A 23451-nucleotide genomic window follows, 5' to 3' on the forward strand; every position below is an offset into this window, starting at 1 on the left:
TTGGCTTAACTCTCCTCAATACCAAACACTTACTTTATTTATCCAAATTTTGCCGTTTTTTTGCGAGTTCTTGCTATTTTTGTTGCAAGTAAAAACACTCTTTCCTTAAAATCATCCACTTATGAAAAGACTTTTTTGTACATTGCTGTTTGCTATTTCCGTACAGTTTCTTTTTGCCAATCAGCCTTATCATTTCTCTCATTTGTCTGTCAAAGATGGATTATCCCAACTGAACGTCACCTGTATCTATCAGGACAAATTAGGATATATATGGTTTGGTACACGCAACGGGCTCAATAAATTCAACGGAAATTCCTTCGAGGTTTACTGGAACCATGCCGACGATCCGCACAGTATCAGTAGCAATATCATTAATTGCATGGCGGAAGATGCAGAAGGCAACCTGTGGATAGGCACAGAAAACGGTCTGAACAGGCTCGACAAGAACAAGAACGAGTTTAAACGGTATCATATCAACCAGCAGGAAAACAAGGACAAGAACAAGATTACCTCACTTTGTCTTGACCAGCAGGGTACCTTATGGGTAGGAGCCGCCTCTGAAGGACTGTTTGCCTACACTCCCCAGGGAGATTCCCTGAAAAACATCTCCACCAAAGAGCTGAAAGGGAACTGGGTAAATGACATTATTGAAAGAGACCACAAACTCTACATCGCCTCCTACAACAGAGGGCTGCTTATCTACGATTTACAGCAGCAGGCAGTAGTCCGTTCCTTTCAACAGAATTCCGAATCACTGCCTATCCCGTCAAACCGGATCAGAAAAGTGCACATCGACAGAAAAGGAAATATATGGCTGGGAAACGACACACACGGCGTCTATGTCATCAAACACGATCCGGCGGAAGTGGTGTGTTACAATACCCGGAACGGACTATCCAACAATAACGTCCGTTGCATCAACGAGTCTCCCTCGGGTGAAATATGGATAGGCACTTTCGACGGTCTGAACATCCTCAATCCGGTGACCAACCGGATACAAACCTATCGCTACGGCACACAGGGCACATTGAGTCATCATTCCATCTACAGCATTCTGTTCGACCGGATGCAAACCATCTGGATCGGAACGTATGCAGGAGGTATCAGCTACTATAACCCTTACGGACATCTCTTCGACTTTTACAGTCCCAGCTCGTCCCTAAACAAAACTCTGGGTATCTTAGGTCCTGCCATCGAACACGAAGGGACTTTATACATCGGAGCCGAAGGAGGAGGATTGATTACTTTCGACCTCGAACAGCAGACTTTCCAGCAATACATACTCCCGCACAATCCCGGTGAGTCGATGCAAAGCGTCATTAAAACCGTCTATTACGACAAGAACCGGATTTTATGCGGAACGAGCATCGGGGAAATCTATGAATTCAACCTGCACAATCACCATTTCTCACTGATCTTTCAGAATAATGACCGGAATCCGATTTACCACATCAGTAAAAGCATTTCCGGAGAACTGGTTGTAGGTTCTACAAGTCCGAAAGAGGGACTGATGTTTATTTCAGATACCCCATCGCTCCATGTGCAGACCGAATTTGCCGTAAAAGGCGAGGGCACTTTCCGTTTTGCCAGTGTCATCTGTGTATGCGAAATCAGTAACGATGTGTTTCTAATCGGCACCAAAGAGAAAGGTTTATTCTTTTATGACAAGATCAATCACTCCCTGCTTTCCTACAACCACACCAACGGACTAACCGCCAAACATATCAGCAGTATTCTAAAGGACCGTTCCGGCAGGATATGGATCAGCAGTATGGATGGCGGACTAAGTGAATTCAACATCACGACCGAGCAATTCATCACCTACAATGAGAAAAGCGGCTTGCAAAGCAATCAGGTTTGCAAAGTGGTGGAGGGAGCCGACAACAGTTTATGGATCAGCACGCTAAACGGCATTTCGAGATTGGACCTCCGTACCCGGAGCATCACCAATTACAACAAAGAAAGCGGAATACAGATACAGGAGTTTTCTCCCTGTGCAGGATTCCGCCTGTCCGACAACCGGATTTTCTTTGCCGGCAACAACGGTTTTACCCTGTTCAACCCCAATGATATCGTCACCAACCCCAACGTCCCTCCCATTATATTGGACAAACTATATATCAACAACAAACTGGTATGCCCCAACGACGAAGAGAATGTACTGCAGGAGAACATCTCCACCCAAAAGAAGATCGTACTCAATCATAATCAGACCAATATAACCATTGAATACTGTGCGCTGAACTATATCTTCAACAGCAAGAACGAATATTCCTACAAACTGGAGGGATTCGACTCTGACTGGAACAAGGTCGGCAACCGACGTACTGCCTACTACACCAATATTCCGGCCGGAACTTACCACTTCATCGTGAAAGGCTCCAACAACGACGGAATCTGGAATGAACAGGGAGCCACACTGGAAATCGTTGTCTTGCCTCCCCTGTGGAAGACCTGGTGGGCTTACTTGATATACAGTGTCGTCGCCATTGCCCTGATCGCTTTCATTATCCGCTATTTTACGGAGAAGAAACGCCTGCAAAACAACATCAGGCTCAAACAAATGGAAGCGGAAGTGCACGAAGAGTTTTATCAGGAACGAAACCGCCTCTTCACCAACTTCTCACACGAACTGCGTACGCCGTTGACCTTAATCATGGCTCCATTGGAGGAATTCGTAAAGCGAACGGATCTGGTGGATGATGTCCACTACAAATCCCAGCTAATGCTGCGCAACGCGCAGCGCCTGCTCCGTATCGTCAACAACCTGATGGATCTGCAAAAGAATGAAAGCGGAACCATGAAACTACAAGTTTCCGAACATGACATCGTCAAGTTCACACACGAAGCGGTAAGCTCTTTTCAGGATCTGGCACTGTACCGGAACATCCATTTAAGGTTCAAACATGCCGTAGACGAGCAACCGGTGTGGTTCGACTGGAACCTGCTGGAAAAAGTTTATTTCAACTTTCTCTCCAATGCTTTCAAGAACGTACCGGACGGAGGTTCCATACGAGTGGAACTGAATGTGAAATCACTCTCCGAACTTGCTATCTTCGTGCCTGCCAGACTGAACAAGTATAAGGACCCGGAAATAAAATACCTCACCGTATCCATTCAGGACAACGGTGTCGGCATTGATCCCGACGAACTGGAGAAAATCTTCCGTCCTTTCTATCAGGTAGCACAAAACGAACATTCCAAATCGGGAACGGGCATCGGACTAAGCCTAAGCAAAGCCATTATAGAAATGCACCACGGAGTGATATGGGCAGACAACGCTCCCGACTCCGGCGCAGTCTTCCAATTTGTCCTGCCTATCGACAAAAACGGTTTCGACCCGGAAACGATGGTAGAATCATCCGCCAATGAAACCGTATTATTTAATGTGGAACTTCCGGACACTGCTTTCGAAGCCGAGCATTCGGGCAAGAAGCAGGCCACGATTCTGATAGTAGAAGACAATCGCGACCTGAACAACTATATCTGTTCCTGTCTGGCGGATAAATACAACGTAATAGGAGTGACCAATGGTGAAGAAGCGCTCGCCAAGGCCATCAACCTGTTGCCAAACCTGATTATCACCGACCTGATGATGCCCAAAATGAACGGTATCGAACTGATCCGGCAACTGAAGAAAGACATGAATACCAGCCATATCCCTATCATCATGGTCACTGCCAAGACGGGTACGAACGATATTAAGGAGGGATACGCCGCCGGAGCGGACGAGTACATCACCAAACCTTTCGACGCTTCGATATTGAAAGTCAGAGTGGACAACATCATTCAAAGCCGGGAAAGGCTGAAAGACCTGTACAGCAAAAACTTCTCTCTCGAATCCCTGGGAGTGGATATGACATCTGTGGACGAGAAATTTATGCAGAATCTATATGCCACTTTGCAGCAGAACATTGCCAATTCCGATCTGAACCTGGATGCTTTCTGCAGAGAACTCGGTTTAAGTAAATCGAACCTCTACCGGAAAATAAAACAGATCACCGGATATTCGCCGAATGAGTTTATCCGTAACTTCCGGTTGGAAACTGCTGCCAAGATGCTGAAAGAGACAGATATGACAATTACAGAAGTATATTGTGCGGTGGGTTATAACAGTCTGGCCTATTTCTCCAATTGCTTCAAGGCATTGTACGGCGTTTCACCAACCGAGTTCAAGAACAAAGCGGAGGGGAAATAACACCTACTGTTATCCTTCAATACAATTAAATGTTTGATTGTTGCACCGTAACAGATTATTATTTCATCGTTGTATCTAAGGTTTTTCAGTGCAGAGATTAAGGATTTTCAGTGCAGGAATTAGTGAACTTTTATGCAGTCGGGTAGTCGTCCCGTTGTAAGGTGACAATAGTCACCTTATAGAATGATAAATATCACCTTATAAGATGACATTAGTCACTTTATAATATGACTACCTGTCTTTAGAAGGATGAGAAACTCTAAAGATACAAAATTAAACAGTAAAAAGCAAGAGGGAGACTGGAAATATTGCCTCATCGGCGGAACGGATGGATTGCATTTCCGCACGTTAGTTTGTAATATTCCACCATACGTTTGTAAAATGACGTATTTTTCAGGGAGTGTCCGTTTTTACAAGCATTAGAATAGCCTGTGTAATCGACTCTCGTCGGAACGTCCTATTTTTGAGTCAGAAAAACATCGTCGGAGTTTTGTCTCTGCGATCGAAGTAGTTATCAGAAATAGAACAGAAATCTTTTATTTAACAATTTATTAAACTAATATTTATGAAACAGAAAGTAGCTTTCATGCTATTGGTTATTTCGTTCTGGTGTACATCTGCTATTCAAGCACAGACGGGAAGCCAAATTACAGGTAAAGTTGTCGATGCCTCCGGAGAACTCGCAGGAGTCAGTGTGGTGGTAAAAGGAACAACAAATGGAGTGACTACAAACATGGACGGCGAATTTAAATTAGGAAATGTAAAATCCGGCGACGTTCTGAAATTCTCTTTTGTAGGTTATAAAGCCCAGGAAGTGAAAGTGGGCAATAAGAAAAGATTCGATATTGTAATGGAAGAAGATGCCCAGACATTGGAAGAGGTAACTGTAGTGGCTGTGGGTTACGGTGACGTCAGAAGACGGGACCTGACCGGTTCTATCGGCAAGGCCAATATAAGTGATATGACGAAAACCCCGGTAAACAATATCGCGGAGAGTCTGGGTGGCCGTATTGCCGGTGTACAGGTGACTTCTACCGACGGAGCTTTGGGGGATAACTTCAATATCGTCATCCGCGGAGCGGGTTCGCTGACGCAAAGCACGGCTCCTCTCTATGTAATAGATGGATTCCCGCAGGAAAGTTCCAGCATGAGCGCCCTCAATCCGAATGACATCGCATCTATCGACATCTTGAAAGATGCGTCCGCCACAGCTATTTACGGTTCGCGCGGTGCCAATGGTGTCGTCATCATCACCACCAAACAGGGACAGGCCAGCAAGGCGAAAGTGACTTATAACGGGAGCGTCAGCATAAGCAAAGTCAACAAAACGATGGATATGATGAGCGGTTATGATTTCGCTTTGTTACAACAGGAAATCATGTCGGCAGACGACTTCTCCAATTATTATCTGAAGAATGGCGTCACTCTGGAAGATTACAAAACTTTTAGAGATTATGACTGGCAGGATGAAATCTACCGTACAGCCGTCAGCCACAATCACTATGTGGGATTGAACGGCGGTAGCGACAAAATGAAATATTCGGCTTCGCTCTCTTACAGCAACCAGCAGGGTATTGTTATCAATACGGATTTGAGCCGTTATCAGGGACGTTTCAATTTCAGCCAGCAAATCAATAAGAAGATAAAGGTAAATGCGAATGCGAATTTCGCCAGTAACGTGCAGAACGGAGTCAGTCCGTCGGCACAGGCTTCGTCGATGTCTCATTCCTTATTATACAGTGTTTGGGGATACCGTCCGGTTTCTCCGTCGGGTTCCGACCTGTTGGCGGCCATGTATGATGAAGATGTGTCGATGAGCGATGACTATCGTTTCAATCCGGTACTTTCCGCACGGAATGAATACCGTCGCAACACGACTAATCACCTGCAAGCCAACTTAGGAGTGGAATGGGAAATTATCAAGAACCTGAAATTCAAAACTACCGCCGGATATACGGGACGGGACATCAAAAGAGAAGAGTTCAACGGCAGTCAGACCCGTACAGGTAACTCGCATCCTAAGAATACACAAAGCAAGGGTATCAATGCCAAGCTGACTCAACAGGAAACCAGAAATTACCTGAATGAGAATACGTTGACTTATCAGTTCAACAAGAACAAACACAGTTTCAACGCACTGGCCGGTCTGACTTTCCAGAAATACTCCGATTATACGACCAGTATCACGCAGGATTACATCACGAACGAATCTTTCGGCATGGCAGGTATCGGTAAGAGTGAAGCTACTCCGACGACCACTGCATCGCTGGGCGACAACGCTATGATGTCTTACTTTACCCGTTTCAATTACAATTATAAATCAAAATATTACGCAAACTTTACCATACGTGCCGACGGCTCTTCCAAGTTTGCCAAGGACAATCGCTGGGGATACTTCCCATCCGGTTCGCTGGCATGGACTTTTTCACGTGAGAGTTTTGTAAGCGGGAATCTTCCCTGGCTATCAAACGGTAAATTACGCGCAAGCTGGGGTCTGACGGGTAACAATCGCATCGGAAATTATGATTACATGGCGCAGCTGATTACACACAGCGACTACTATAAATATCCGTGGGACAGCTCTTTCACTACCGGTTATGTACTGAGTTCCATGGCCAACCCCAGCCTGAAATGGGAGACGACCGAACAGTTCGACCTCGGTATCGATCTGGGCTTCCTCAAAGGCCGCATCAACCTGACACTGGACTACTATATCAAAACGACCAAAGACCTGTTATTGAACGCGGAAGTTCCGGCAAGTTCGGGTTATGCCACAGCAACACTGAATATCGGTAAGCTGCGTAACAAAGGTTTTGAAATCACCCTGGAAAGTACCAATATCACAACGAAAGACTTCACATGGAGCTCTAACTTCAACATTGCATTCAACAATAATGAAATTATCGCCCTCAACTCCGGACAGAAAGAAATGCTTAGCTACGTCAGATGGGATAATGCCTACAACAATATGCCTGCTTATATCAGCCGCGTAGGTGAATCTGCCGGAAAACTGTATGGTTACATTTACGAGGGTACTTACAAGTACGACGATTTTAACCAGACCACTAATTCGGACGGCTCCATATCATACAAACTGAAAGACGGAATCCCCAGAATCTCCGACAGTGTGCAACCGGGTGACCCCAGATACAAAAAACTGTCCAACGACGGAACCAACAAAATCACCGACGACGACCGTACCATTATCGGCAACGGACAACCGAAACACACGGGAGGATTCACCAACAACTTTGTCTATAAGAACTGGGACTTGAATATCTTCCTGCAATGGAGCTATGGAAACGATATTCTGAATGCAAACAGAATGGTTTTCGAAAATCCGAGCAACCGGACCAATACGAATATGTTCGCCTCTTACAACAACCGCTGGAGCGCAGCCAATCCTACCAGTGACATGCCGAGAGCGCAAGCTCTGGACGCCAAACATTACAGTTCTCTGTACGTGGAAGACGGCTCTTTCCTAAAGTTAAAGACCATCTCTTTAGGATACAACTTAGGAAGAAAAGCACTCTACAAACTGGGTATTCAGGCAGCCAGAGTGTACTTCTCCGCTGAAAATATAGCCACCCTCTCGGGATATTCCGGTTCAGACCCGGAAGTTTCCGTCCGCAACAGCGTATTGACTCCCGGATTCGACTGGTCTTCCTGCCCGCGTTCATTCAATGCATCATTTGGCGTAAACATAACATTTTAAAGAGTATTCAACATGAAAAAGATATATCGCAATTTAAAGACCGCTGTACTGGCATTAGGATGTATGTCCTTATTACTGTCATCCTGTTCAGACTTCCTGGATAAAAACCCGCATGATTTCGTCTCTCCCGAAATCTTCTACAAAAATGAAAGTGACTGTATGATGGCACTGGCCGGAGTTTATTGGACACTGGCTACCGACCATGTATACGGTGAGAGGTACTCGAATATCCTATCCAATACCGACGACTTGAGTTACTATGCCCGCCTGAACCAAAGCGGTCAGGTTTATACCAACTCACACAATTCAAGTAATAATGATATTTACCAGACGTGGACGCAGCTCTATTCCGGTATCAACAACGCCAACGTATTATTGGACAATATCGATGCAGCCAACATTCCGGATGCAGCCGTGAAGAACCGCATTAAGGGAGAAGCCAAATTCCTGCGTGCCTACTACCACTTTCTGCTTGTACAGGGCTGGTATGAAGTACCCATCCGCACGGAAACCGTGACCGACATCAATAACAGCTCCCTTGCGGCAACTCCGCATGCAGAAGCCATTGACTGGATTATCAAGGAAATGGAAGACTGCATCGACCTGGTGGATGACTCCAAATACGACCTGTCTCCATCACACGTCAAAAAGACGACTGTTCAAGGCATATTGGCACGCGTCTGCTTATGGCGTGCCGGATCGCCCTCCAATGGCGGCAAGGAGTTTTATGAAAAAGCGGCCAAGTATGCCAAGGCTGTGTATGACTCGCATAAGCACAAACTGTATCAGGGAGACATCTATGCGATCTGGAAAAACATCGCTTCCGACAAGTATGATACGGAATACAATGAAAGTATGTGGGAAGTGGAATTCATCGGTACCCGCGTAGACGGCAAGTTTACCTACTCACGCATAGGAAACACTATCGGAAACTGGCAGGAAAACACCTCTTCCACCGGTAAGGGATATGCCTACGGGTTCTATTGCGGTTCACTGATCTTATGGGATTTGTTCGAGAAAAACCCCGGTGACTTACGTCGCGACTTATCAATGGCTACTTACAAGCTCGACGCCAGCGATGCCGCGGTATACTGGAAAGATACGGAAATCGTGACACGCCGTTGCGGCAAATACCGCAGGGAATGGACCACTACTTCCCCTAAAGAGAAGAACAACGACCAGATCAACTATCCGGTGCTGCGTTATGCCGATGTGCTGCTCATGCTGGCCGAAGCCGAGAACGAAGCCGGTAAAGCTCCTACTGACCTGGCCTACGATGCAATCAATGAGGTACGCGAACGTGCCGGAATCGATAAAGTGGAGAACCTGTCATACGCGGAATTCCAACAGGAAGTGCGCGATGAAAGAGCCCGCGAACTCTGTTTCGAGAGTCTGCGCAAGTACGACCTTATCCGCTGGGGAATCTATTATGATGCCGCTCATAACAAACTAACTGAAGCCACGAACGACAAACGGTGGACTACCAGCGGGTATTATAAAGCAGCTAAAGAATATGCAGCCAATACGGAAGAAAGGCATCAGTTCCTGCCTATTCCGATGAAAGAATTGGGAGTGAACTTACTTCTGAAACAAAACTCTTATTGGAGTAACGCAGCAGAATAGTCTTATCTCCCCGTTTTGAGAAACATTATACCCCCAACAGAAAAACCATGAAACAGCTATTAATTACAGTCCTTTTGTCAGGAAGTTGCGGATTTCTTGCTGCACAGAAAACAGTTAAAACACCTGCCATATATAAACCTGTCCGTACCGAGATGTATAAAAAGGGATGGATAGACTTTAACAAGAACGGGGTGAAGGACATCTATGAAGATCCTTCAGCACCTGTCGATGCACGCATCGAGGATTTGCTCAAGCAGATGATGCTGGAAGAAAAGACCTGTCAGATGGTCACTCTGTATGGATATAAGAGGGTATTAAAGGATGATCTGCCCACTCCCGAATGGAAGAACCAGTTGTGGAAAGATGGTATCGGAGCCATTGACGAGCACCTGAACGGATTTCAACAATGGGGACTTCCTCCATCGGACAATGAATATGTCTGGCCTGCTTCCCGTCATGCGTGGGCGTTGAATGAGGTGCAGCGGTTCTTTATAGAAGAAACCCGGTTGGGTATTCCTACCGATTTCACCAACGAAGGGATTCGTGGGGTAGAAAGTTACAAAGCAACGAACTTTCCTACTCAACTCGGATTAGGACATACCTGGAATCGGGAACTCATCCGCCAGGTCGGTGTCATCACCGGACGGGAAGCCCGTATGCTGGGGTATACCAATGTTTACGCGCCCATACTCGATGTAGGGCGCGACCAGCGGTGGGGACGTTATGAAGAAGTGTACGGGGAGTCTCCTTATCTGGTAGCTGAACTGGGCATTGAAATGGTGCGGGGGATGCAGCAGGATTATCAGGTGGCTGCCACGGGAAAGCATTTCATCGCTTACAGTAACAACAAAGGCGGGCGTGAAGGCATGTCCCGCGTCGATCCGCAGATGTCTCCGCGCGAGGTTGAGATGGTTCATGTTTATCCTTTCAAGCGGGTGATCCGTGAAGCGGGATTGCTGGGAGTGATGAGTTCTTACAATGATTATGACGGGTTTCCTATCCAAAGCAGCTATTACTGGCTGACTACCCGCCTGCGCGGAGAGATGGGATTTCGTGGGTATGTTGTTTCCGACAGTGATGCTGTGGAGTATCTTTATACCAAACATAATACTGCCAAGGATATGAAAGAGGCGGTAAGGCAAAGCGTAGAAGCCGGATTAAATGTCCGTTGCACGTTCCGCTCTCCCGATTCTTATGTATTGCCGTTGAGGGAATTAGTGAAAGAGGGAGGATTGAGTGAGGAGGTCATCAATGACCGGGTACGGGATATTCTGCGTGTCAAGTTTTTAGTCGGACTGTTCGATCATCCGTATCAGACAGATTTGAAAGGGGCGGATGAAGAAGTGGAGAAAGCAGAAAACGAGGAAGTCGCCCTGCAGGCTTCCCGGGAATCGATCGTACTGCTGAAAAACGATCAAGACGTGTTACCGCTGGATATTTCAGGTATCAAGAAGATAGCGGTTTGCGGACCGAATGCGGATGAATGTTCTTATGCATTGGGACATTATGGGCCGTTGGCGGTAGAGGTGACTTCCGTACTGAAAGGTATTCAAGAGAAGACGGACGGGAAAGCGGAAGTGCTTTATAGCAAAGGATGCGAACTGGTAGATGCGAACTGGCCGGAATCGGAATTGATTGATTTTCCGCTGACGGAAGAAGAGCAAAAGGAAATAGACAAAGCTGTCAGTCAGGCAAAAGAGGCGGATGTAGCGGTAGTTGTATTGGGAGGCGGACAGCGTACGTGCGGAGAGAACAAATCCCGCAGTAGTCTCGATCTGCCGGGGAGGCAACTTGACCTGTTGAAAGCAGTAGTGGCTACGGGCAAACCTGTCGTACTGGTGCTTATCAACGGAAGACCTTTGTCCATAAACTGGGCTGACAAGTTTGTTCCCGCCATTCTCGAAGCGTGGTATCCGGGAGCGAAAGGTGGAAAAGCGGTAGCCGACGTGCTTTTCGGAGATTATAATCCGGGCGGTAAACTAACTGTCACTTTCCCGAAAACAGTGGGACAAATTCCTTTCAATTTCCCGTGCAAACCGTCTTCTCAAATTGATGGGGGGAAGAATCCGGGAATGGATGGCAATATGTCACGTGCCAACGGTGCATTGTATGCTTTCGGATATGGCTTGAGTTATACCTCTTTCGAATATTCCGATCTGAAAATAACTCCGGCAGTTATCACTCCTAATCAAAAGACGTATGTCACCTGCAAAGTGACGAATACAGGCAAACGGGCAGGAGATGAAGTAGTACAGCTCTATGTGCGCGATGTGTTGAGCAGCGTCACTACGTACGAGAAGAACCTGGCCGGATTTGAACGAATCCATCTGAAGCCGGGCGAAACAAAGGAAGTTTCTTTTCCCATTGACCGGAAGGCATTGGAATTGCTGAACGCGGATATGCATTGGGTAGTAGAGCCCGGTGATTTCACACTGATGGTAGGGGCTTCTTCTACGGATATTCGTCTGAACGGCACGTTAACGGTGGTTGACTGCATAAACGACTCTACTCCGCAAAACAAGGAAAACGAAGCTCCGATAAGTGCAAGTACGAATCAGGAAATGGTGAATAACGTGGTGGATAACAACCCTACCACTTTCTGGGAGGGAAACAAAGGGGATTACATCACCTTTGCCTTACAGAACGAAGCGAAAGTGGATGGCATTTCCATTGCCTTTCATCGGGACAACGGACTGGAAACCGATTTTGAAATACAGCTTTCCAGTGGTGGCGGACAGTTCCTGACGGTGTACTCCGGCACAGTGAAAGAGTATCATAAGCTGTTGAACTTTCCTTTTAAAGGAACTACTGCCAGCGACCTGCGTATCGTGTTAGGCAGTGACAGAGTGGGCATTACAGAAATCAAATTACCTCAAATTAAAAAATAAGATATATGAAAACCAGACTATTCCTCTTACTTATTATGTGTCTGTTTATTCTGCCGTCGGCATCAGCACAACAGAAAGAATATTCGTTGTGGTACAGTCAGCCTGCACCTAATGAAGGAGCTGAAAACATTGTAAAGAGTCGCGGATTCCCTTATGACAAATATTGGGAGAGATGGTCTTTACCCATAGGGAACGGATATATGGGGGCTTGCATATTCGGACGCACGGATACGGAGCGTATTCAGTTGACAGAAAAAACATTCGGCGTCAAAGGACCGTACAAGAAAGGGGGCATCGGCAACTTTGCGGAAATATATATAGAGGGTATTCACCATGACCAGCCATTGAACTACAAACGTTCACTGCGCCTCAACGATGCCATCTCTACGGTAAACTACCAATACGAGGGTGTGAACTATACAAGGGAATATTTCGCCAACTACCCAAGCAATGTAATCGTCGTAAAGCTCAAAGCGGACCAACCCGGAAAGATTTCGTTCACTCTTCGTCCCGTGCTTCCTTACCTGCACGAATATAACGACGAAGGAACCGGACGTACAGGCAAGGTATCAGCACAGAATGACTTGATTACCCTGACCGGAGATATACAGTTTTTCCGGCTGCCGTATGAAGCGCAGATTAAAGTAATTCCCAGTGGGGGACAGCTAAAAGCGATGAACGACGAATCGGGAAACAACGGAACCATCCGCATACAACAGGCTGACAGCGTAGTGTTACTGATTAATGCACAAACTGCTTATCAACTGAAAAGTTCGGTATTCACGGCATCTCCGGAAAACAAGTTTACCGGAAACGAGCATCCGCACCGTGCTGTCAGCCAATGCATACAGAAAGCGGCCGACAAAGGATATGAGGCATTGTGCAAAGAGCATATAGCCGATTATCAGTCTCTCTTCAGCCGGGTGGACTTGCGTCTTTGTGATGAGACTCCCGGTATACCGACTGACAGCCTGTTGCACGACTATCAGAGAGGAAAAGAAAGTTTATATATGGATGAATTATTGTTCCAGTACGGACGTTATTTATTAATCGCTTCGTCGAGAAAGGGTTCGTTACCACCCCACCTTCAGGGAGCATGGAGCCAGTATGAATATGCGCCCTGGTCCGGAGGCTACTGGCATAACATCAATATACAAATGAATTACTGGGCTGCCTTTAACACGAATCTGGCGGAAGTATTTATTCCTTATGTGGAATACAATGAAGCTTTCCGTCAATCGGCCAACGAGAAAGCGACAAGTTATATCAAAAAGAATAACCCTGACGCCTTATCGGCCATCCCCGAAGAAAACGGATGGACCATCGGAACGGGGGCAAACGCTTTCTCAATAGATAGCCCCGGCGGACATTCGGGACCTGGAACGGGAGGATTCACCACCAAATTATTCTGGGATTATTATGATTTCACCAGGGATGAAGATATACTGAAGAAACACTCTTATCCCGCCATGCTGGGTATGGCCAAATTTCTTTCGAAAACTCTGAAACCGACAGAGGAAGGATATTTGCTGGCTGATCCGTCTTCTTCGCCTGAACAATATCATAACGGTACGACTTACCAGACGAAAGGTTGTGCATTCGATCAGGGAATGATTTGGGAGAGTTTTCATGATGTATTGAAAGCAGCGGATATCCTGAAAGAGGAGTCGCCTTTCCTCCGGACAATAAAAGAGCAGATTGGCAAACTGGATGCCATTCAAATTGGAGAATCGGGGCAGATAAAGGAATATCGTGAAGAAAAAAAGTATAGTGACATCGGAGATCCGCGCCATCGCCATATTTCACATTTATGCGCACTCTATCCGGGTACGCTGATTAATGCGGAGACTCCCGAATGGTTGAAAGCGGCTACCGTAACTTTAAACAACCGGGGAGATAAATCGACAGGATGGGGTGTCGCCCATCGTTTAAACTTATGGGCACGGGTAAAAGACGGGGATATGGCGTACCAACGATACCAGCTGTTATTGAAGAAATACATCCTCGAAAACCTGTGGAATATGCACCCGCCTTTCCAGATTGACGGAAACCTGGGAGGGACTGCCGGAGTAGCAGAAATGTTGATTCAAAGTCATGAAGGGTATATCAACCCTCTCCCCGCCCTGCCGGCTGCATGGAGAGACGGAAGTTATGAAGGTTTGGTAGCCCGGGGAAACTTTGTAGTTTCCGTTTTCTGGAAACAGGGACTCATGACTCAAATGGATGTCTTATCCAGAGCGGGTGGCGAATGCGTCATTCAATACAAGGATATTGCCAATTTTACAATCAAAGACGCCAAAGGAAAGAAAGTGAAAACTATCCGGGAAAGTAAGAACCGCATCAGATTTGCCACCCAAAAAGGAAATACCTATTACTTAAACCATTAATAAAAGATATGAGACTGAAAAAACAAATAGCGATTCTGGCACTGGGAGCAGGTTTCGTCGGCTGCACTCCCCAACCGGCAACCAACCTCATTGAAGATAACATGGAGTTTGCACAGCAACAACTCCGGTTTGCTTTTGATGAGATAGATTATGCCATCGTCAATGAGTCACCCGAAAGCCGCGCAAAACGGGAAAAGAACGGTTGGGGAGAATTGACCAACCCCCGCAATTCGGAACCGGACGGGACACTGAACTTGGTGCCGTCCAAAGACTGGACAAGCGGATTCTTTCCGGGAGAACTTTGGTTCCTTTACGAATATACCCAAAACAATTTCTGGAAAAAGAAAGCCCAGCAACATACTGATATATTAGAAAAAGAAAAGATGAACGGAAGTACTCACGACATGGGTTTTAAAGTCTATTGCAGCTTTGGCAACGGATACCGTCTGACGCAAGATGAACACTATAAAGAGGTATTGCTGCAATCAGCACACACGCTCGCTACGCGCTTCAAACCGGCGGCAGGGATTATCCGGTCGTGGGATCATAGTACAGCCAAATGGGTATGTCCGGTGATTATTGATAATATGATGAACCTTGAACTGCTGTTCTGGGCTACTAAGGAGAGCAAAGACTCTACGTTTTACCGGATAGCGGTCGATCATGCAAGAACTACGATGAAGCATCATTTCCGGCCTGATTTCAGCAGTTATCATGTGATAGATTATGATACAATTACAGGGCAGGTATTAAAAAAGAATACTCATCAGGGCTTTGCCGATGAATCTGCCTGGTCACGCGGACAGGCATGGGCGCTCTACGGATATACGATGTGTTATCGCGAAACCCAGTTACCGGAGTTTTTGGAGCAGGCACAAAACATAGAGAAGTACCTCTTTACTCATCCCAATATGCCGGAGGATCTTATTCCTTACTGGGATTTCGATGCGCCCGGTATACCCGACGAGCCGCGTGATGTTTCAGCGGCTACGGTCATCGCTTCGGCACTTTATGAACTTAGCCTGTATGATCCTGAAAAGGGGGAACGCTACAGGAGCAATGCAGATAAGATCATAGAGAACCTGACGAAGCATTATCGCGCTACGCTAAAGAAAGACAACGGTTTCCTGTTATTGCACAGCACGGGTACCAAACCGACTAATACGGAAGTGGACGTACCTATTGTCTATGCCGACTATTATTTCATAGAAGCGTTGATGCGTAAAAACAAATTAGAAAAAACGGGTAAACTGTTTTAATATTAAATCATGTCGGTAAGAAAACGGAATATTTAATTGTTTAAACTAACGGATAAAACCATGAAGAAATCTACTAAATTATGGATGGTCATTCTCTTCCTATTCACCGGAGCAGGAAGGGTAACTGCTCAAATTCCATCTACCAGAATATACGACGGAGAGAAACTGGCTAAGGTAAAAGCCCGTATGGAGTCAAAAGAATATGCATCTGCCATCACTAAATTGATGAATGAGGCGGACAAAGCCCTGAAAAGTAAACCTGTCTCCGTGATGGATAAAACGATGGTTGCGGGTAGCGGGGACAAACACGACTACATTAGTATGGGACCTTACTGGTGGCCCGATCCGACGAAACCCGACGGTCTGCCTTATATCCGCAAAGACGGAGTACGCAACCCTAATGCAACGAGTGACTGTACGAACATCGGAAAGACAATTAATGATATATCGACTTTAGGAATCGCCTACTATTTCTCCGGCAATGAGAAATATGCAGCCAAAGCTGCTGAACTCACCCGCATCTGGTTTCTGAACCCTGAAACTCGCATGAATCCCAACATGAATTATGCACAAATGATTCCGGGTCATAATGGAAACAAGGGCAGAGGGTTCGGCATGATTGATGTTTATTCGTTTATCAATTTACTGGATGCAGTAGAGATGATGAATACTTCCACCGCCTTTACAACAGCAGACCGTTCCGGTCTGAAAGATTGGTTTACCGATTATCTGGAATGGATTCGCACCAGTCCTGTAGCCGACGAGGCACGGACATCTGAAAATAATCATGGGGTATCTTTCGACGTGCAACAAACGGTATATGCGCTCTTCACCGGAGATTCTGTCCTGGCACGGAAGACAATCAGTGAGTTTGCAAAGTTACGATTGTTCCCACAAATCGAACCCGACGGCAGGCAACTTAGAGAACTGGAGCGCACCAACGGACTTAGTTACACAAACTACAATCTGGCTCTTATAATGGATATGTGTGCAATCGGCCATACATTAGGTATAGATGTCTACAACAGCACTTCCAAAGACGGGCGTTGCATCGCGAAAGCATTGAAGTATATGGCTTCTTTTATCGGCAAGCCACAAAGTGAGTTTCCATACCAGCAAAGCAGGGATTGGGAAAAAGAGTTGCAAACAAGTTGTTGGATATTGCACCGTGCTTCTTTCTATGACAATAAATCGGGTTGGGAGGAGATCTGCCAAAAATATCTGAAGCCATCCAGCACGGACAGAAGGCGATTGTTATATAGTTTAGAATAATTCAATAGGTATATTATAAATATTACACGACATCGGAATAGATTAAGATGTTTCTGAATAAGATATTACCAGATTCTGACAAGATTGGGTAATGTCTTATTTTTATAATGAGGAAAATTGTTACCTTTGTTATATCTTATATTTGCAATAAGATCAAATCTAATTTTTCCTCTTATGAAAATAATTAAAGCCGCCCGCATCGTTATCCTCATTACCGGACTAGTAGTAGCCGGAGTGTTCTTTTCATCCCCTGTTTCTGCCCAGGATATTTCGGGAACCTGGCATGGAAAACTTTCCATTCCCACCGGTTCATTGACTATTGTATTCCATATCAGTCAAACAGAACAGGGAACTTATGTGACGACATTGGACAGCCCCGACCAGGGAGCTAACGGCATAAAGACGCAGACTACTTCTTTCAATGATTCTATATTGACGATCCAGATACCCATTATCCATGCCTCTTACAAAGGAAAATTGGATAGTAATCAAACAATCAGTGGGACGTTTACACAGGGAATGCCTATTCCATTGAATTTGGAAAAGGGAGAAGCCGGTCGCCCCAAGCGCCCGCAGGAGCCTCAACCGCCTTTCCCTTACAAAAGCGAAGAGGTCATTGTGAAGAATGAGCAGGATGACATCAATCTTGCCGGAACATTGACTCTTCCCCAAAAGGGAACTAAGTTTCCGGCAGTGGTTATGGTGACAGGGAGCGGTGCACAGAACCGGGATGAAGAAATCATGGGACACAAACCTTTCCTCGTCATCGCCGATTATCTGACCCGGAACGGAATTGCCGTACTTAGGTGTGATGATAGGGGAACTGCCGCTTCACAAGGTAATCACGCAACAGCTACCAATGAGGATTTTGCCAGAGATACGGAGGCTGCTATCAATTATCTGCGCAGCAGAAAAGAAATTAATGCGAAGAAAATCGGTATCATCGGACATAGTGCGGGCGGAATCATTGCATTCATCGTTGCAAAAAAAGATCCGTCGATCGCATTTGTCGTTTCATTGGCAGGGGCCGGTGTGAAAGGTGACAGTCTGATGTTGAAGCAGGTAGAGTTAATATCTAAGTCCCAGGGAATGCCGGATGCAGTCTGGCAAGGGATGAAACCGTCTATACGAAACAGGTACGCCATACTGCAACAAACGGATAAGACTCCCGAAGAGTTACAGAAAGAATTATATGCAGACATTACCCAAACAATGTCTCCCGAACAGCTGAAAGATTTAAATACCATCCAGCAGATATCTGCACAAATCAGTTCGATGACTTCTCCGTGGTATCTGCATTTTATGCGATATGATCCGGCCGAAGACTTGAAGGAACTAAAATGTCCGGTTCTGGCACTAAACGGAGAAAAAGACATTCAAATGGATGCCGCCATGAACCTGACCGCCATCCAAGAAAGAATCACTGGAAATGGAAATAAAAATGTAACTATCAAAGCCTATCCCAACTTAAACCATCTGTTCCAGACTTGCGAAAAAGGAACACTGGCAGAATACGGGCAACTGGAGGAAACCATCAGCCCGGAAGTTTTAAAAGATATCGCGGAATGGATTCTAAAGCAAACGAAATAGTCGCTTTATCCATCTTCCAACCTCCCGGCAATCATCTTGCTACACACTAGCATTGTATAAATTGATTTAAATCAAAATCGTCCGGTCTGAACTCACCTTGAAAGATTTTGTTTTACCTTTGCAGCCGAAATAAAAAAAGCGGCAGGTAAAAAGGTAAAAAGCAACAGGTATTAGGTAAAGTTTGGTATGAAGAAGAGTCTTATTGCATTGGCGTTCGGTACACTGGGATTGGGTATTGCCGAATTTGTGATGATGGGAATTTTGCCCGATGTGGCAAAAGATTTAGGTATTAGTATTCCTACCGCAGGGCATTTCATATCTGCTTATGCATTAGGAGTCTGTGTCGGTGCCCCTGTACTGACATTGGCCCGCAAATATCCATTAAAACATATTCTGTTGGTATTAGTTACCTTGATTATGATAGGTAACATCTGTGCGGCTATGGCTCCCAATTACTGGGTGCTACTCGTTGCCCGTTTCATCTCCGGCTTACCTCATGGCGCATACTTCGGAGTAGGCTCTATTGTTGCCGAGAAACTGGCCGATAAAGGTAAAGGCTCGGAAGCCGTCTCCATCATGATTGCGGGAATGACCATTGCCAACCTATTCGGTGTACCTCTGGGAACTTCTTTAAGTACCATGCTTTCCTGGCGTGCCACCTTCCTCTTAGTCGGCATTTGGGGAATTGTTATCATGTACTATATCTGGCGATGGGTTCCCCATGTAGAAGGTTTGCAGGACACCGGCTTTAAAGGGCAGTTCCGTTTTCTTAAAACTCCGGCTCCGTGGTTGATTCTCGGTGCTACAGCCTTAGGAAACGGCGGTGTATTCTGTTGGTATAGCTACATCAATCCGCTGCTTACCCATGTGTCCGGCTTCTCCACAGAAAGCATTACGCCTTTAATGATCCTTGCCGGTTTCGGTATGGTGATGGGAAACCTGATTAGTGGCCGTCTCTCCGACCGTTACACTCCCGGAAAGGTGGGAACTGCCGCACAAGCACTCATCTGCATGATGTTATTGCTTATTTTCTTCCTTTCTCCATACAAATGGGCAGCCGCCCTGTTAATGTGCCTTTGTACGGCTGGACTGTTTGCTGTATCCAGTCCGGAACAGATATTGATTATCCGTGTAGCAAAAGGAGGAGAAATGTTGGGAGCAGCCTGCGTACAGGTTGCGTTCAATCTCGGAAACGCCATCGGTGCCTATGTAGGCGGACTAGCTGTTAGTGGCGGATACCGTTATCCTGCCCTGACAGGTGTACCGTTTGCCTTGATCGGATTCACTTTGTTCTTGATTTTTTATAAGAAATACCAGGCAAAATACTAAAACTCTATCAAAATACCTATCTTTGCAGTCAGATTATCGATAACTAAATAAAACGAAATAGATAAATGGCATTGCAATGTGGTATTGTCGGACTACCGAACGTGGGTAAGTCGACTCTTTTCAACTGTTTGTCGAACGCAAAGGCACAAGCGGCAAACTTCCCTTTCTGTACAATTGAACCGAATGTAGGTGTAATTACCGTTCCTGACGAACGTCTGAACGCACTGGCTGAATTGGTACATCCCCAACGAATTGTTCCTACAACTGTAGAAATCGTAGATATCGCCGGACTGGTGAAAGGCGCAAGCAAAGGTGAAGGACTGGGAAACAAGTTCCTAGCCAATATCCGTGAAACAGATGCAATCATCCACGTGCTCCGTTGTTTCGATGACGACAACGTGACACATGTAGACGGTAGCGTAAACCCCGTCCGTGACAAAGAAATCATCGACTACGAACTTCAATTGAAGGACTTGGAAACGATTGAAAGCCGTATCCAGAAAGTACAGAAACAGGCGCAGACGGGTGGAGACAAAGCTGCAAAGTTAGCTTATGATGTACTTGTCCAATACAAAAATGCTCTGGAACAGGGTAAATCTGCACGTACAGTGACTTTCGAAACGAAAGACGAACAAAAGATTGCTCACGAACTGTTCTTATTGACCAGCAAACCGGTGATGTACGTTTGCAACGTTGATGAAGCAAGCGCAGTGGGTGGCAACAAATACGTAGATATGGTGCGTGAAGCTGTAAAAGACGAGGATGCTCAAATCCTGATTGTTGCAGCCAAGACAGAAGCGGACATTGCCGAACTGGAAACGTACGAAGACCGCCAGATGTTCCTTGCCGAAGTAGGCTTGGAAGAATCAGGTGTAGCACGCCTTATCAAATCAGCTTATAAACTATTGAATCTTGAAACCTATTTCACAGCCGGCGTGCAGGAAGTACGCGCCTGGACTTACGAAAAGGGATGGAAAGCTCCTCAATGTGCTGGTGTTATCCATACTGACTTTGAAAAAGGTTTTATCCGTGCCGAAGTTATCAAATACGAGGACTATATTCAATACGGATCGGAAGCAGCTGTGAAAGAAGCCGGAAAGCTGGGTGTGGAAGGAAAAGAATATATAGTGCAGGACGGAGACATCATGCATTTCCGTTTCAATGTGTGATTATCAGTCATCACCAACGACTCATTAATTATTAATTCGCTAATAACATGAAGTATCTCATCGCAGGAACTGGAGGTGTAGGCGGCAGTATCGCAGGATTTTTGTCGCTGGCAGGCAAAGATGTAACCTGTATTGCCCGTGGTGCTCATTTGCAAGCAATACAAACGGATGGTTTAAAACTGAAGTCGGATTTAAAAGGCGAACATACGCTCCGGATTCCGGCAACTACCGCTGAAGAATTCAATGGAAAAGCGGATGTGATATTTGTATGCGTAAAAGGTTACTCGGTCGATTCTATTGTAGAACTCATTCAAAGAGCCGCTCACAAAGACACGGTTGTCATCCCCATACTGAATGTGTATGGAACAGGACCGCGGATACAGAAACTTGTTCCGGGAGTTACCGTTCTGGATGGTTGCATCTATATTGTGGGGTTTGTATCCGGCACAGGAGAAATCACCCAGATGGGGAAAATATTCCGGTTAGTGTATGGCGCTCATCGCGGCACTATCGTTAAACCCAGATTACTGGAAGCCATCCAACAGGATTTGCAGGAAGCAGGTATCAAAGTAGACCTTTCACCGGATATCAACCGGGATACATTTATCAAATGGTCGTTTATTTCTGCAATGGCTTTAACAGGGGCATACTACGATGTTCCGATGGGTGAAGTTCAAAAACCGGGAAAGATACGGAATACATTCATCGGACTCACTACAGAGAGCGCTGCTTTAGGAAAGAAGCTAGGTGTGGAATTTCCGGAAGACCCTGTCACTTACAATCTGAAAGTCATCGATAAACTGGATCCCGAAAGCACTGCTTCCATGCAGAAAGATCTGGCACGCGGACACGAATCCGAGATACAGGGACTGCTTTTCGATATGATTGCAGCAGCCGAAGAACAAGGGATTGACATACCGACCTACCGGATGGTTGCAGAAAAATTCAAAGAATAGCCACTAGAGAAAGAATGAAACCTATTAAATAAATAATACTACCAAGCCTATGTATTCACTTCTCAACATCAACTGGAACCCGAATCCCGAACTATTCAACCTGTTCGGTATTTCTATCCGTTATTACGGATTATTGTGGGCAGTAGGAATATTCTTTGCTTATGTTATTGTTCACTACCAGTTCCGGGATAAAAAGATAGAAGAAAAGAAGTTTGATCCGCTTTTCTTTTACTGTTTCTTTGGTATTCTGATCGGCGCCCGTCTGGGACACTGTTTATTCTATGATCCGGGATACTATCTGTCACATTTCTGGGAAATGATTCTTCCCATCAAGTTTATGCCGGATGGAAACTGGAAGTTTACCGGATACGAGGGATTGGCCAGCCATGGTGGCACACTAGGATTGATAGTCGCACTTTGGCTGTATTGCCGCAAGACAAAGCTCCATTATATGGATGTATTGGATATGATTGCCGTAGCCACTCCAATCACAGCCTGTTTCATCCGCCTTGCCAACCTGATGAACTCCGAAATCATCGGCAAGCCGACTGATGTACCCTGGGCGTTTATATTCGAGCGTGTAGATATGCAGCCCCGTCATCCGGGACAACTTTACGAGGCTATCGCCTATCTTATCCTATTCTTCATCATGATTTATCTGTACAAGAATTACAGTAAGAAACTGCACCGCGGCTTCTTCTTCGGACTTTGTTTGACTTACATCTTTGTCTTCCGCTTCTTCATCGAGTTCCTGAAAGAGAACCAAGAAGCATTTGAAGACCACATGATGTTCAATATGGGCCAATGGTTAAGCGTTCCATTTATCATCATAGGCGTTTATTTCATGTTCTTCTATGATCGGAAGAAAGTAGAAAAGAAATGAAACATATCATAGATATAGAAACTTGGGGAGCGGACAGGAAAAGCAATCACCAAAGAAGGCAAATTAGTAATGCCTATCGCTATGACCATTCATCATGGATTTATAGACGGGCACCATCTTTCATTGTTTTACAGGAAAGTAGAAGAGTTACTAAAATAAAGCACAAACAAGGATTAGCATTC

Annotated in this window: 12 protein-coding genes and 1 pseudogene; all 13 read left to right on the forward strand. The window is 45.6% G+C overall.

Annotated features, from left to right (window positions below):
- The first annotated feature begins 121 nt into the window (after window positions 1–121).
- Window positions 122–4198 carry a two-component regulator propeller domain-containing protein gene (locus AB3G73_RS17005; RefSeq protein ID WP_367745252.1) on the forward strand — a complete coding sequence of 1359 codons (4077 nt, stop codon included), beginning with the start codon at window positions 122–124 and terminating at the stop codon, window positions 4196–4198.
- A gap of 565 nt (window positions 4199–4763) precedes the next feature.
- Window positions 4764–7913, forward strand: coding sequence for a SusC/RagA family TonB-linked outer membrane protein (locus tag AB3G73_RS17010; RefSeq protein ID WP_367745253.1), 3150 nt, complete (start codon window positions 4764–4766; stop codon window positions 7911–7913).
- A gap of 12 nt (window positions 7914–7925) precedes the next feature.
- Window positions 7926–9536 (forward strand): RagB/SusD family nutrient uptake outer membrane protein, encoded by a 1611-nt coding sequence (locus tag AB3G73_RS17015; RefSeq protein ID WP_367745254.1) that lies wholly within the window; start codon window positions 7926–7928, stop codon window positions 9534–9536.
- Between the two features lie 47 nt (window positions 9537–9583).
- Window positions 9584–12424 carry a glycoside hydrolase family 3 N-terminal domain-containing protein gene (locus AB3G73_RS17020; protein WP_367745255.1) on the forward strand — a complete coding sequence of 947 codons (2841 nt, stop codon included), beginning with the start codon at window positions 9584–9586 and terminating at the stop codon, window positions 12422–12424.
- A gap of 5 nt (window positions 12425–12429) precedes the next feature.
- Window positions 12430–14811 carry a glycoside hydrolase N-terminal domain-containing protein gene (locus AB3G73_RS17025; RefSeq protein ID WP_195648715.1) on the forward strand — a complete coding sequence of 794 codons (2382 nt, stop codon included), beginning with the start codon at window positions 12430–12432 and terminating at the stop codon, window positions 14809–14811.
- A gap of 8 nt (window positions 14812–14819) precedes the next feature.
- Complete coding sequence (locus AB3G73_RS17030) at window positions 14820–16070, forward strand: glycoside hydrolase family 88 protein (protein ID WP_367745256.1); 1251 nt, start codon at window positions 14820–14822, stop codon at window positions 16068–16070.
- A gap of 60 nt (window positions 16071–16130) precedes the next feature.
- Window positions 16131–17342, forward strand: a complete 1212-nt coding sequence (locus AB3G73_RS17035; protein WP_148367675.1) for an alginate lyase family protein — start codon at window positions 16131–16133, stop codon at window positions 17340–17342.
- 174 nt (window positions 17343–17516) lie between these two features.
- The gene (locus AB3G73_RS17040; RefSeq protein ID WP_367745257.1) at window positions 17517–18932 is read left to right on the forward strand and encodes an alpha/beta fold hydrolase; all 1416 of its coding nucleotides are present in this window, start codon (window positions 17517–17519) and stop codon (window positions 18930–18932) included.
- A 186-nt stretch (window positions 18933–19118) separates the two neighbouring features.
- Complete coding sequence (araJ, locus tag AB3G73_RS17045) at window positions 19119–20261, forward strand: MFS transporter AraJ (RefSeq protein WP_148367677.1); 1143 nt, start codon at window positions 19119–19121, stop codon at window positions 20259–20261.
- 65 nt (window positions 20262–20326) lie between these two features.
- A complete protein-coding gene (gene ychF / locus AB3G73_RS17050) occupies window positions 20327–21430 on the forward strand; it encodes a redox-regulated ATPase YchF (protein WP_195648712.1) in 1104 nt (367 codons plus the stop codon).
- Window positions 21431–21477: 47 nt separating this feature from the next.
- On the forward strand, window positions 21478–22386 hold the full coding sequence (locus tag AB3G73_RS17055; RefSeq protein ID WP_367745258.1) for a ketopantoate reductase family protein: 909 nt from the start codon (window positions 21478–21480) through the stop codon (window positions 22384–22386).
- Window positions 22387–22435: 49 nt separating this feature from the next.
- The gene (gene lgt, locus AB3G73_RS17060; protein ID WP_148367680.1) at window positions 22436–23269 is read left to right on the forward strand and encodes a prolipoprotein diacylglyceryl transferase; all 834 of its coding nucleotides are present in this window, start codon (window positions 22436–22438) and stop codon (window positions 23267–23269) included.
- 36 nt (window positions 23270–23305) lie between these two features.
- Window positions 23306–23428: pseudogene (locus tag AB3G73_RS17065) on the forward strand (CatA-like O-acetyltransferase); the annotation flags it as partial.
- Window positions 23429–23451 lie beyond the last annotated feature (23 nt).

The sequence above is a fragment of the Bacteroides sp. L008 genome, assembly GCF_040812255.1.
Lineage (GTDB): Bacteria > Bacteroidota > Bacteroidia > Bacteroidales > Bacteroidaceae > Bacteroides > Bacteroides vicugnae.

Excerpts from the sequence above, each read along its gene's own strand:
- AB3G73_RS17005 (WP_367745252.1), top strand. The coding sequence starts at position 122 with ATGAAAAGACTTTTTTGTACATTGCTGTTTGCTATTTCCGTACAGTTT.
- AB3G73_RS17010 (WP_367745253.1), top strand. The coding sequence starts at position 4,764 with ATGAAACAGAAAGTAGCTTTCATGCTATTGGTTATTTCGTTCTGGTGT.
- AB3G73_RS17015 (WP_367745254.1), top strand. The coding sequence starts at position 7,926 with ATGAAAAAGATATATCGCAATTTAAAGACCGCTGTACTGGCATTAGGA.
- AB3G73_RS17020 (WP_367745255.1), top strand. The coding sequence starts at position 9,584 with ATGAAACAGCTATTAATTACAGTCCTTTTGTCAGGAAGTTGCGGATTT.
- AB3G73_RS17025 (WP_195648715.1), top strand. The coding sequence starts at position 12,430 with ATGAAAACCAGACTATTCCTCTTACTTATTATGTGTCTGTTTATTCTG.
- AB3G73_RS17030 (WP_367745256.1), top strand. The coding sequence starts at position 14,820 with ATGAGACTGAAAAAACAAATAGCGATTCTGGCACTGGGAGCAGGTTTC.
- AB3G73_RS17035 (WP_148367675.1), top strand. The coding sequence starts at position 16,131 with ATGAAGAAATCTACTAAATTATGGATGGTCATTCTCTTCCTATTCACC.
- AB3G73_RS17040 (WP_367745257.1), top strand. The coding sequence starts at position 17,517 with ATGAAAATAATTAAAGCCGCCCGCATCGTTATCCTCATTACCGGACTA.
- araJ (WP_148367677.1), top strand. The coding sequence starts at position 19,119 with ATGAAGAAGAGTCTTATTGCATTGGCGTTCGGTACACTGGGATTGGGT.
- ychF (WP_195648712.1), top strand. The coding sequence starts at position 20,327 with ATGGCATTGCAATGTGGTATTGTCGGACTACCGAACGTGGGTAAGTCG.
- AB3G73_RS17055 (WP_367745258.1), top strand. The coding sequence starts at position 21,478 with ATGAAGTATCTCATCGCAGGAACTGGAGGTGTAGGCGGCAGTATCGCA.
- lgt (WP_148367680.1), top strand. The coding sequence starts at position 22,436 with ATGTATTCACTTCTCAACATCAACTGGAACCCGAATCCCGAACTATTC.